The organism is Streptococcus mitis (genome assembly GCF_946188375.1).
GTDB lineage: Bacteria > Bacillota > Bacilli > Lactobacillales > Streptococcaceae > Streptococcus > Streptococcus mitis_CX.
The window spans coordinates 21,457-33,275 of sequence record NZ_CAMHUS010000007.1; the positions used below are offsets into that span (position 1 = coordinate 21,457).

10 protein-coding genes are annotated in these 11,819 nt (G+C 42.6%); 9 read left to right on the forward strand and 1 reads right to left on the reverse strand.

All coding sequences use genetic code 11. The features are described from left to right. Window positions 1-127 precede the first annotated feature (127 nt). The 7 genes from N8M16_RS07170 to alaS all read left to right on the forward strand — a co-directional run bounded on the left by N8M16_RS07170 (window position 128) and on the right by alaS (window position 7,711). Window positions 128-1,285, forward strand: a complete 1,158-nt coding sequence (locus N8M16_RS07170; RefSeq protein WP_042750955.1) for an ABC transporter ATP-binding protein — start codon at window positions 128-130, stop codon at window positions 1,283-1,285. After that, window positions 1,266-2,072, forward strand: coding sequence for an ABC transporter permease (locus tag N8M16_RS07175; RefSeq protein ID WP_000753801.1), 807 nt, complete (start codon window positions 1,266-1,268; stop codon window positions 2,070-2,072). The genes N8M16_RS07170 and N8M16_RS07175 overlap by 20 nt, the downstream gene beginning before the upstream one ends. Continuing rightward, window positions 2,069-2,842 (forward strand): ABC transporter permease, encoded by a 774-nt coding sequence (locus N8M16_RS07180; protein WP_000712740.1) that lies wholly within the window; start codon window positions 2,069-2,071, stop codon window positions 2,840-2,842. Before N8M16_RS07175 ends, N8M16_RS07180 begins: the two co-directional genes overlap by 4 nt. After that, window positions 2,839-3,909 carry an ABC transporter substrate-binding protein gene (locus tag N8M16_RS07185; RefSeq protein WP_000737952.1) on the forward strand — a complete coding sequence of 357 codons (1,071 nt, stop codon included), beginning with the start codon at window positions 2,839-2,841 and terminating at the stop codon, window positions 3,907-3,909. The genes N8M16_RS07180 and N8M16_RS07185 overlap by 4 nt, the downstream gene beginning before the upstream one ends. Before the next feature lie 150 nt (window positions 3,910-4,059). Further along, the gene (locus N8M16_RS07190; RefSeq protein ID WP_033684910.1) at window positions 4,060-4,311 is read left to right on the forward strand and encodes a hypothetical protein; all 252 of its coding nucleotides are present in this window, start codon (window positions 4,060-4,062) and stop codon (window positions 4,309-4,311) included. A gap of 274 nt (window positions 4,312-4,585) precedes the next feature. Continuing rightward, entirely contained in the window at window positions 4,586-5,071 is a 486-nt protein-coding gene (locus tag N8M16_RS07195; protein ID WP_020903187.1) for an LURP-one-related/scramblase family protein, read from the forward strand. A 21-nt stretch (window positions 5,072-5,092) separates the two neighbouring features. Beyond that, a complete protein-coding gene (gene alaS / locus N8M16_RS07200) occupies window positions 5,093-7,711 on the forward strand; it encodes an alanine--tRNA ligase (protein WP_049499671.1) in 2,619 nt (872 codons plus the stop codon). 89 nt (window positions 7,712-7,800) lie between these two features. Here the strand turns inward: alaS and N8M16_RS07205 are convergent, their stop codons facing one another. Then, window positions 7,801-9,255, reverse strand: coding sequence for an alpha-amylase (locus N8M16_RS07205; protein WP_261069895.1), 1,455 nt, complete (start codon window positions 9,253-9,255; stop codon window positions 7,801-7,803). Window positions 9,256-9,432: 177 nt separating this feature from the next. On the opposite strand from N8M16_RS07205, the gene N8M16_RS07210 reads away from it, so the two are divergent. Further along, window positions 9,433-10,182, forward strand: a complete 750-nt coding sequence (locus tag N8M16_RS07210; protein WP_049499668.1) for an ABC transporter ATP-binding protein — start codon at window positions 9,433-9,435, stop codon at window positions 10,180-10,182. Further along, window positions 10,163-11,797 (forward strand): hypothetical protein, encoded by a 1,635-nt coding sequence (locus tag N8M16_RS07215; RefSeq protein WP_261069896.1) that lies wholly within the window; start codon window positions 10,163-10,165, stop codon window positions 11,795-11,797. The genes N8M16_RS07210 and N8M16_RS07215 overlap by 20 nt, the downstream gene beginning before the upstream one ends. Window positions 11,798-11,819: the final 22 nt, after the last annotated feature.

Genomic DNA, 11,819 nt, shown 5'->3' on the forward strand with positions numbered 1-11,819 from the left:
TGGAAAGGGGGTGAAAGCCTATCGTTAGTGCAGAAGAATGTAGGCAGTTCAATCTCCTACACGAGGTAGTAGCGGCCTGACAGAGCCCTGATCTGTTAATCTATGAAAAAGAAGGAATAAATGACAATTGAAAAAACCAATTATTGAATTCAAAAACGTCTCAAAAGTTTTTGAAGACAGCAACACCAAGGTTCTCAAAGACATCAACTTTGAGTTGGAAGAAGGGAAATTCTACACTCTTTTAGGCGCATCTGGTTCAGGGAAATCAACCATCCTAAACATCATTGCAGGTTTACTGGATGCGACGACAGGAGATATTTTGCTGGACGGTGTCCGCATCAACGACATCCCAACCAACAAGCGAGACGTCCATACGGTCTTCCAATCCTATGCCTTGTTTCCACATATGAATGTGTTTGAAAATGTTGCCTTTCCGCTTCGCTTGCGTAAAATTGACAAGAAAGAAATCGAGAAACGCGTAGCGGAAGTTCTCAAGATGGTTCAGTTGGAAGGTTACGAAAAACGTTCCATTCGTAAACTCTCTGGAGGACAACGTCAGCGTGTGGCTATTGCCCGTGCCATTATCAACCAACCCCGTGTGGTTTTGTTGGACGAGCCTTTGTCAGCGTTGGACTTAAAATTACGAACAGATATGCAGTACGAACTGCGTGAACTGCAACAACGATTGGGCATTACCTTTGTCTTTGTCACTCACGATCAGGAAGAAGCCCTGGCTATGAGTGACTGGATTTTCGTTATGAATGATGGCGAGATTGTCCAGTCTGGAACACCTGTGGATATCTACGATGAGCCGATCAATCACTTTGTTGCCACCTTTATCGGTGAGTCAAATATCTTGCCAGGAATCATGATTGAGGACTACTTGGTTGAGTTCAACGGCAAACGCTTTGAAGCGGTCGATGGTGGGATGAAGCCAAATGAACCTGTTGAGGTCGTGATTCGTCCAGAGGACTTGCGGATTACCCTTCCTGAAGAAGGCAAGCTCCAAGTTAAGGTGGATACCCAGCTCTTCCGTGGGGTTCACTATGAAATTATCGCCTATGACGAACTTGGGAATGAATGGATGATCCACTCGACTCGTAAGGCCATCGTGGGTGAGGAAATCGGTCTGGACTTTGAACCGGAAGACATCCATATCATGCGTCTCAACGAAACTGAAGAAGAGTTCGATGCTCGTATTGAGGAGTACGTAGAAATCGAAGAGCAAGAAGCAGGTCTAATCAATGCAATCGAGGAGGAAAGAGATGAAGAAAACAAGCTCTAAACTCTTTGTAGTGCCCTACATGCTTTGGATTGCCCTATTTGTATTGGCACCCTTGGTCTTGATTTTCGGTCAATCCTTTTTCAATATCGAAGGCCAGTTCAGTTTAGAAAATTATAAGTCCTACTTTGCGTCACAAAACTTAACTTACCTTAAAATGAGCTTTAACTCCGTACTTTATGCAGGAATTGTGACCTTTGTGACCTTGCTTATCAGCTATCCAACAGCCCTCTTTTTGACCCGTCTCAAGCACCGTCAACTCTGGCTCATGCTGATTATCCTGCCTACCTGGATCAATTTGCTCCTTAAAGCCTATGCCTTTATTGGGATTTTTGGTCAAAATGGCTCTATTAACCAATTCCTTGAATTTATCGGAATCGGTTCGCAACAGTTGCTCTTTACCGATTTCTCCTTTATCTTTGTCGCAAGCTACATCGAGCTTCCCTTTATGATATTGCCGATTTTCAATGTCTTGGACGATATGGATAACAACCTCATCAATGCCAGCTACGATCTTGGTGCGACCAAATGGGAGACCTTCCGTCATGTCATCTTCCCTCTGTCTATGAACGGCGTGCGAAGTGGAGTTCAGTCGGTCTTTATTCCAAGCTTGAGTCTCTTCATGCTGACCCGTTTGATTGGTGGGAACCGTGTTATTACTCTGGGAACGGCTATTGAACAGAACTTCCTGACCAATGACAACTACGGTATGGGTTCAACCATCGGTGTGATTCTCATTCTGACCATGTTCATCACCATGTGGGTGACCAAGGAAAGGAGAGAACGATGAAAAAATTTGCCAATCTATATCTAGGACTGGTCTTTCTTGTCCTCTACCTGCCTATCTTTTACTTGATTGGTTACGCCTTTAACGCAGGCAACGACATGAATAGCTTTACAGGCTTTAGCTTGAGCCATTTTAAAACCATGTTTGGCGATGGTCGTCTTATGTTGATTGTGACTCAGACCTTTTTCTTGGCCTTCCTTTCAGCCTTGATAGCGACCATTATCGGGACTTTTGGAGCTATTTACATCTACCAGTCTCGTAAGAAATACCAAGAAGCCTTTCTTTCACTCAATAATATCCTCATGGTTGCGCCCGATGTTATGATTGGTGCCAGCTTCTTGATTCTCTTTACCCAACTCAAGTTTTCACTTGGCTTTTTGACCGTTCTTTCTAGTCATGTGGCCTTTTCCATTCCTATCGTGGTCTTGATGGTCTTGCCTCGTCTTAAGGAAATGAATGGCGACATGATTCATGCGGCCTATGACTTGGGAGCCAGTCAATTTCAGATGTTTAAGGAAATCATGCTTCCTTATCTGACTCCGTCTATCATTGCAGGTTATTTCATGGCCTTCACCTATTCGCTAGATGACTTTGCCGTGACCTTCTTTGTAACGGGAAATGGCTTTTCAACCCTATCAGTCGAGATATACTCTCGTGCTCGTAAGGGGATTTCGCTAGAAATCAATGCCCTGTCTGCCCTTGTCTTTCTCTTTAGTATTATCCTGGTTGTTGGGTATTACTTTATCTCACGTGAGAAGGAGGAGCAAGCATGAAAAAACTCTATTCATTTTTAGCAGGAATCGTAGCCATTATCCTCGTCTTATGGGGAATTGCGACGCATCTAGACAGTAAAATCAATAGCCGAGATAGTCAAAAACTGGTCATTTACAACTGGGGTGATTATATCGATCCTGAACTCTTGGAGAAATTCACAGAAGAAACAGGAATCCAAGTCCAGTACGAGACTTTTGACTCCAATGAAGCCATGTATACCAAGATCAAGCAGGGTGGAACGACCTACGATATTGCTATCCCTAGTGAATACATGATTAACAAGATGAAGGACGAAGACCTCTTGGTACCGCTTGACTATTCAAAACTTGAAGGTCTTGAAAATATCGGACCAGAGTTCCTCAACCAGTCCTTTGACCCAGGCAATAAATTCTCCATTCCTTACTTCTGGGGAACCTTGGGAATTGTCTACAATGAAACCATGGTAGATGAGGCGCCTGAGCATTGGGATGACCTCTGGAAGCCAGAGTATAAGAACTCTATCATGCTCTTTGATGGGGCGCGTGAGGTGCTGGGACTCGGACTAAATTCCCTCGGCTACAGCCTCAACTCCAAGGATACCCAGCAGTTGGAAGAGACAGTTGATAAGCTCTACAAACTGACTCCAAATATCAAGGCTATTGTGGCGGATGAGATGAAGGGCTACATGATCCAGAACAATGCTGCTATCGGTGTGACCTTCTCTGGTGAAGCCAGCCAAATGCTAGAAAAAAATGAAAATCTACGCTATGTGGTGCCGACTGAGGCCAGCAACCTTTGGTTTGACAATATGGTTATACCAAAAACAGTCAAAAACCAAGATGCAGCCTATGCCTTTATCAACTTTATGTTGAAACCCGAAAATGCTCTCAAAAATGCGGAGTATGTCGGCTATTCAACACCAAACCTACCAGCTAAGGAATTGCTCCCAGAGGAGAAAAAAGAAGATAAAGCCTTCTATCCAGATGCTGAAACCATGAAACACCTAGAAGTTTATGAAAAATTTGACCATAAATGGACAGGAAAATATAGCGATCTCTTCCTACAGTTTAAAATGTATCGGAAGTAGGAGTTAGCAGTCACGAAACGAATCAGTCAAGCTGGTTCGTTTTTTAATATAAGTCAGTTTTTACAGCCATATCTTTTTCTATTATATTCTATTCTATTTGCTTGCCCAGTAGTATACTAAGTTTAACCTTACAGAAAGCGGTAACAAACAATGGAAATGTCTACTTTTTTCAAAAAAAGTTTCTGGCCAACCTTTTTGACTGTTCAGCAAACATATATACTATTTTATCTAAAGGATGGTTTGGATCGACAATACCTAACAACTGATTCCATACATTTGGTGATAGGGTTCTTTATATTTGCAAATATTTTCGTAGCTATCTTTAACAATTCAAAACTTTGGGATAAAAGTTGGGATAAAAAGAGTGATAGCAGTAAGAAAAAATATATTCTGAAAAAGTAATCGGAGATGTAGAGAATTGCTCTGATTCAACGGAGACGATTTCCAGTTGACGCAAGCTTAGAAAAACGTTATAATAAGAAAGTTGAGAATTGATTTTCAGTTGTCTTAGTCCAGAGAAATGGCGGTGCTGCGAGCCATCTAAGCTAGGAAGTCATGCTACTCAATTTAACAATTGCATAAGAATAAGAGAATGACAAGTTCATTGAATGAAGGTGGTACCGCGGTTTTTCGCCCTTCGTGATATGAGCTTGTCTTTTGATTTTTGGAGGTGTTGATGAAAACATTTCTTGTCAAACAAAAGTTTCGTCTTGGAGGCGAACGCTTCGCTATCAAGGATGACAGGGGAGAAATCGCCTATCAGGTGGAGGGATCATTTTTTAAGATTCCCAAAACTTTTACCATCTATGATGCGGCTGGTGAACAGGTCAGTCAGATTAGTAAAGAAATCTTGACCTTGCTCCCTCGTTTTGAGATTCAGCTTCAGGATGGCTCGAGTTTTGTCATTCGTAAGAAGTTGACCTTCTGGCGAGATAAGTATGAGTTTGATAATCTAGGTCTTCGTATCGAGGGCAATATCTGGGATTTGGATTTCAAATTGCTGGATGATCGCGATCAGCTGATTGCGGAAATTAAGAAGGAACTCTTCCATCTGACCTCTACCTATACCGTAACGGTTCTTGAGGACGCTTATGCAGACCTAGTCATTTCCCTCTGCGTCGCGATTGACTATGTGGAGATGCTGGAAAGCCAATCACATTAAACAAGTAAATAAGGAGACAATATGAAACAACTATCTAGTGCACAAGTACGCCAAATGTGGCTTGATTTCTGGGCGACCAAAGGTCACTCAGTAGAACCATCAGTGAGTTTGGTTCCTGTAAATGACCCAACTCTTTTGTGGATCAACTCTGGGGTAGCAACCCTTAAGAAATACTTTGACGGGACCATCATCCCTGAAAATCCCCGTATTACCAATGCGCAAAAGGCTATCCGTACCAATGACATCGAAAACGTAGGGAAAACTGCTCGTCATCATACCATGTTTGAAATGTTGGGGAACTTCTCTATCGGGGATTACTTCCGTGACGAAGCGATCACTTGGGCTTATGAGCTTTTGACAAGCCCTGAATGGTTTGATTTTCCTGCTGAAAAACTATACATGACCTACTATCCAGATGATAAAGATTCTTATAACCGCTGGATTGAAGTGGGAGTGGATCCAAGTCACTTGATTCCAATCGAGGACAACTTCTGGGAAATCGGTGCAGGACCTTCTGGACCAGATACAGAAATCTTCTTTGACCGTGGAGAAGCCTTTGACCCAGAAAATATCGGTATTCGCCTGCTTGCAGAAGATATCGAAAACGACCGTTACATCGAAATCTGGAACATCGTTTTGTCACAATTTAACGCAGATCCTGCTGTTCCTCGTAGCGAGTACAAGGAATTGCCACATAAGAACATTGATACGGGCGCTGGTTTGGAGCGTTTGGTAGCCGTTATCCAAGGGGCTAAGACTAACTTTGAAACGGACCTCTTCATGCCAATCATTCGTGAAGTGGAGAAATTGTCTGGTAAGGTCTATGACCAAGATGGCGACAACATGAGCTTTAAGGTTATCGCTGACCACATCCGTTCTCTTTCATTTGCCATCGGTGATGGTGCCCTTCCAGGAAATGAAGGTCGTGGTTATGTCCTTCGTCGTCTTCTCCGTCGTGCTTCTATGCATGGTCAAAAATTGGGTATCAACGAGCCTTTCCTTTACAAACTCGTTCCAACTGTTGGAAAAATCATGGAAAGCTACTATCCAGAAGTGCTTGAGAAACGTGACTTTATTGAGAAAATCGTTAAGAGCGAAGAAGAATCATTTGCGCGTACTCTTCACTCAGGTCAACACTTTGCCCAAGGCATCGTAGCAGACTTGAAAGAAAAAGGACAATCTGTCATTGCTGGTTCAGATGTATTTAAACTTTACGACACTTATGGATTCCCAGTTGAATTGACTGAAGAAATCGCTGAAGAAGCGGGCATGACTGTAGACCGTGAAGGTTTTGAAGCAGCTATGAAAGAACAGCAAGAACGCGCGCGTGCCTCAGCTGTCAAGGGTGGCTCAATGGGTATGCAAAATGAAACCCTTCAAAACATCACAGTGGAAAGTGTCTTCAACTACAATGCTAGCCAATTATCTTCTAAATTGGTGGCTATCGTGGCTGACAATGCAGAAGTAGAAGCTGTATCAGAAGGAACTGCCTCTCTTATCTTTGCGGAAACGCCATTCTATGCTGAAATGGGTGGACAGGTCGCTGACCACGGACAAATCTTGGATGAGTCAAGTAAGGTCGTGGCTACTGTGACCAATGTTCAAAAAGCACCAAACGGACAAGCCCTTCACACGGTTGAAGTTCTTGCACCGCTTGCCTTGAACCAAGAATATACCTTGGCAATTGATACAAATCGTCGTCACCGTGTCATGAAAAATCACACTGCGACTCACTTGCTTCACGCTGCTCTTCACAACATCCTTGGAAACCACGCGACACAAGCAGGATCTCTTAACGAAGTCGAATTCCTTCGCTTTGACTTTACGCATTTCCAAGCAGTAACTGCTGAAGAATTGCGTGCCATTGAACAGCAAGTCAACGAGAAAATCTGGGAAGCTCTTGAAGTGAAGACAGTTGAAACGGATATTGACACTGCTAAAGAAATGGGAGCTATGGCCCTCTTTGGTGAGAAATACGGCAAAGAAGTCCGTGTTGTTACTATAGGTGACTACTCTATCGAGCTTTGTGGTGGTACCCACGTTGGCAACACTTCTGAAATTGGTCTTTTCAAGATTGTCAAAGAAGAAGGGATCGGATCAGGAACTCGCCGTATCTTGGCAGTGACTGGTAAGGAAGCCTTTGAAGCCTACCGTGAACAAGAAGATGCTCTTAAAGCAGTCGCAGCAACATTGAAAGCACCTCAAGTCAAGGAAGTACCTCACAAGGTAGAAGGACTTCAAGAACAACTTCGTCAACTTCAAAAAGAAAATGCTGAATTGAAAGAAAAGGCCGCAGCTGCAGCTGCAGGCGACATCTTCAAGGATGTGAAGGAAGTCAACGGTCACCGTTACATTGCTAGTCAAGTATCTGTATCTGACGCTGGTGCCCTTCGTACTTTTGCGGATAACTGGAAACAAAAAGACTACTCTGATCTTCTTGTCCTAGTTGCTGCTATCGGTGACAAGGTCAATGTCCTTGTAGCAAGTAAGACAAAAGACCTTCATGCAGGAAACCTTGTCAAAGAATTGGCACCAATCGTCGATGGACGTGGTGGTGGTAAACCAGACATGGCCATGGCAGGAGGAAGCAACCAAGCTAAGATCCAAGAATTGTTGGATTCAGTAGCAGGTAAATTGTAAGATAATAAAGATCTATCCACTTGGGTAGGTCTTTTTGTGAATACAAAAAAACCAAATCCGCTTGGATCTGGCTTGATGATTATAAGCTATTAGATAGTATTGGCTGCCCAGACACTTACCGAAGCAGCTGAGACAGGGAATTGTCCATAACCTTCCTCATCGATGATAACTTGAGCTTGGTGGTTTTCAAGTAGACCTACAAAGGTTTGGTTAGCCCATTCTTGGCCGATAAACATTGATTTGCTGTTTTCTTGGTCATTTGAGATGAGAACTGCGATTGGGGATTGATTTTCAGCACCTGAACGTACCCAACCGATACAGTTAGGATCATCAAAGTAGTCATTTTGTTCTCCATAGGCCAAGTCTTTTCGGATGGCTAGGAGGCGGTCAAGGACTTCTTTGAAATCTTGTTGAGCATACTGCCCTGAAATCCCATAGTAGTCGCCGTAAAAGACACATGGAAGGCCATTTTGGCGTAACAGAATGAGGGCATAGGCTGCTGGTTTGAACCATTCTTCAACAGTCGATTCAAGGGCTTGTCCTCGTTGGGTATCATGGTTGTCGACAAAGGTCACAGCCTTATCAGGCTTGAGTTCAACCAAGCTATCTGTGAAAATACCACGAAGGTCATAGTTTGCGCCAGCTTGACTGGCTTCAAAGAGATTCTGGTGTAGACGAACATCGACAAGGTCAAAGCGTTCTTCCGTTTTTTCAAGATAGTCCAGATTGGCTTCCTTGTCAGGATTCCAGAATTCACCAAAAACATAGAAATCGTCACCGTATCTTTCCTTCATATCTCGGATGAAATTGCGCATGAAGAAAGAGTCAATGTGCTTAACGGCATCCAAGCGGAAACCAGCTACACCAGTTGTCTCCATGAACCATTCAGCCCAGTCATAGATATTTTGAATGACTTCAGGATGTTTAAAGTCTAGGTCGGCATACATGAGGTAGTCATAGTTTCCGTTTTCGTTATCGACCAATTCCTCATTTGCCCAGCCTTTATTGTCACCTTGGATCAGATAAATCCCAGACTTACGGCGTTTGGCATCATAGTCTGTACCTGTGAAGTGGTACCAGTGCCAGTGGAAGTCATTGTAGGTATCTTGGCGACCATCGAAGGTAAAGCTAGTCCAGCCATTGATGGTGAAGGGTTCTCCAAGTTCAACCGTACGGTCTACAGGGTCTACTTCGATAACCTGAAAGGCTTCCATGTGATCGGCTGCAGCCTTGTGGTTGAGTACCACATCGGCCATAGGCTGGATTCCCTGTGCTTTTAGGGCTTGAATAGCTTGAAGATAGTCTTCTTTGAAACCATACTTGGTACGGACTGTCCCTTTTTGGTTGAACTCTCCAAGGTCAAATAGGTCATAGACACCATAGCCGACATCTTTTTCATTGGTTGCCTTAAAAGCTGGTGGCATCCAGACATGACTAATACCGAGATTAGCAAGGTGTTGAGCATCTTCAGCCAGACGCGTCCAGTGCTGGCCGTCATGGGGCAGATACCATTCAAAGTATTGCATGAGTGTTTGATTTTGCATGATTTTTCCTCTTACTTGTCAATCTTGTTCTTTATTCTATCATAAAGTATCGGTTAGCTCAAACGTTTGCGTAAAATAGAAGACATGTATTTCAACTATTCAAGATAAAGTGTTGATTTTTAAAATGAAAGCGCTATAATGATAGTGAATTACATAGATAAAGAGAGGAGATTTCTCATGATTGAATTTCAAAATGTTAGTAAGTTGTATGGTGATAAAGAGGCCTTGAGCAATCTCAATTTGCAGATTGAAAATGGAGAGATTATGGGCTTGATTGGCCATAATGGAGCTGGAAAATCGACCACCATAAAATCCTTAGTCAGTATTATTTCACCCAGCAGTGGTCGTATTTTGGTAGACGGTCAGGAGTTATCTGAAAATCGCTTGGCTATTAAACGAAAGATTGGCTACGTAGCAGACTCGCCTGACTTATTTTTACGCTTAACGGCCAATGAATTTTGGGAATTGATTGCCTCATCCTATGAGCTAACTAGCTCTGACTTGGAGGCTAGTCTAGCTAGGCTATTGAACGTTTTTGATTTTGCTGAAAACCGCTATCAGGTTATTGAAACCCTTTCTCACGGAATGCGTCAGAAAGTCTTTGTTATCGGAGCACTCTTGTCTGATCCTGATATTTGGGTCTTGGATGAACCCTTGACAGGTTTGGATCCCCAGGCTGCCTTTGATTTGAAGCAAATGATGAAGGAACATGCGCAAAAAGGTAAGACTGTCTTGTTTTCAACCCATGTCCTAGAGGTAGCCGAGCAAGTCTGTGATCGGATTGCTATTTTGAAAAAAGGGCATTTGATTTATTGTGGTAGCGTAGAGGACTTGAGAAAAGACCACCCAGACCAGTCTTTGGAAAGTATCTACCTTAGTCTTGCTGGTAGAAAAGAGGAGGTTGCGGATGCGTCTAAAGGTCATTAAAAAATTAGTTGATATCAATATCCTCTATTCATCTCAAGAAGCTAATCTGGCTAATCTACGAAAGAAGCAGGCTAAGAATCCTGGGAAAAAAGTAAATGTTTCCGCTAGAGTCCTAAGTTCTTACATTTTTTCTAGTCTCTTGATGCTTTTCATGTTTATAAATATAGCCTTTCGTTTTCCTTTTGAGGAAATGCCAAGTTTTTTTAGTAGCATGGTTGCTATTTTACTGGTGCTTGCCTTTTCAACTTCTTTCACAGCTTTTTACAATGTCTTTTATGAGAGTAAGGACCTGGTCTCCTATAGGCCCTATGCCTTTAAAGAATCAGAGATTATAATTGCCAAAGGTCTGTCTGTCCTCTTGCCAGCTCTAGCTGGAATTATACCAATCCTAGCTTATTTTCTAGTCCTCTACATTAGGCTAGCACCTTCTTTTTGGCTGGGTTTGCCTTTGATGTTGCTGTCTTTGGCCTTATTATTTGTCTCTTTGGCTTTAGTGATGGTAGTGGTAGTACATTTCTTGGCTCAGACTACGGTTTTCAGAAAGTATCAGTCTATTTTTTCGAATGTGATGATTGGGATAGGAGTTCTCATACCTTTAATATTTGTCTTCTTTCTACAGTCGACTTCTGGACGTATTGTTGACAAAGTTAGAGACATTCCATTTCTCCTTTACCCTATTCATCTCTTTTACAAAATAGCAGTGGAGCCTTTTTCGACAGAAGCCATCCTGGGTCTGCTCGCTTGGATAGGACTAACTCTCTTCTTGCTTTACTTGAGTAAAAAGAAGGTTTTTCCTCGTTTTTATGACGTGATTCTGCTTAACAGTGAGGAGAAGGTCAAGAAAGAACGTCGCAGCAAGGAGAGAATTTCAACTACTAAAAAGGGATTTTTCCGCATGGTTTTGCGCTACAACCTCTCTCTCTTGGGACAGGGAACTGGCGTGGTTACAGTGCTTTTTACAAGTGCTTTCCTTCCCTATCTCATGATGATTGGTCTGATTTCCAAAATCCGAGATTCTCAGATAGTTCCAGACATTCATCCTCCATACTGGTTACCCTTGTTTTTTATAGCTCTCTTTATAGCAGTTGTCAATAACAATATCACCAGCCTGCATTCAATTGCCTTGTCCTTGGAGAGGGAAAATGTTGATTTTCTTAAGAGTTTACCCTTTGACTTTGCTCGTTATGTGAAAGTGAAATTTTGGATTATATTTGCTGTCCAGTCCTTTTTACCAGTTCTGACTTTACTTGGCCTTTCTCTATATCTAGGCTTGCCCATCCTTTCGATGATTTACCTTCTTGTGGCATGGATCCTTGCCAGTGTCATCCTTTCTTGCCACCATTACCTTAAGGACGTGAAAAATCTGTCAACCAATTGGAGTAGCATTACGGAATTGGTGAACCGTTCAAATCGTATAGTAGCAATGGTTTTATTGTTTATTTATAGTGCAATCCTAATGGCCCTTGTAATAGGGAGCTTATTCTTGGTTCGGTCTCTCTCCTCTATCCTTGCCATTAGCTTGGGAGTAGGAGCTCTGATCCTTCTGCTTGGTCTTGCTATTTTTGGCTATCATTACTACCTGTCACGCATATTGGCAGAAATAGAAAAAAGATGAGATAGTTGGTCGCTTGATTGAT

Coding starts and splice junctions, on each gene's coding strand:
- alaS (WP_049499671.1), top strand. CDS start 5,093: ATGAAACAACTATCTAGTGCACAAGTACGCCAAATGTGGCTTGATTTC.
- N8M16_RS07180 (WP_000712740.1), top strand. CDS start 2,069: ATGAAAAAATTTGCCAATCTATATCTAGGACTGGTCTTTCTTGTCCTC.
- N8M16_RS07175 (WP_000753801.1), top strand. CDS start 1,266: ATGAAGAAAACAAGCTCTAAACTCTTTGTAGTGCCCTACATGCTTTGG.
- N8M16_RS07190 (WP_033684910.1), top strand. CDS start 4,060: ATGGAAATGTCTACTTTTTTCAAAAAAAGTTTCTGGCCAACCTTTTTG.
- N8M16_RS07215 (WP_261069896.1), top strand. CDS start 10,163: ATGCGTCTAAAGGTCATTAAAAAATTAGTTGATATCAATATCCTCTAT.
- N8M16_RS07195 (WP_020903187.1), top strand. CDS start 4,586: ATGAAAACATTTCTTGTCAAACAAAAGTTTCGTCTTGGAGGCGAACGC.
- N8M16_RS07205 (WP_261069895.1), bottom strand. CDS start 9,255: ATGCAAAATCAAACACTCATGCAATACTTTGAATGGTATCTGCCCCAT.
- N8M16_RS07185 (WP_000737952.1), top strand. CDS start 2,839: ATGAAAAAACTCTATTCATTTTTAGCAGGAATCGTAGCCATTATCCTC.
- N8M16_RS07210 (WP_049499668.1), top strand. CDS start 9,433: ATGATTGAATTTCAAAATGTTAGTAAGTTGTATGGTGATAAAGAGGCC.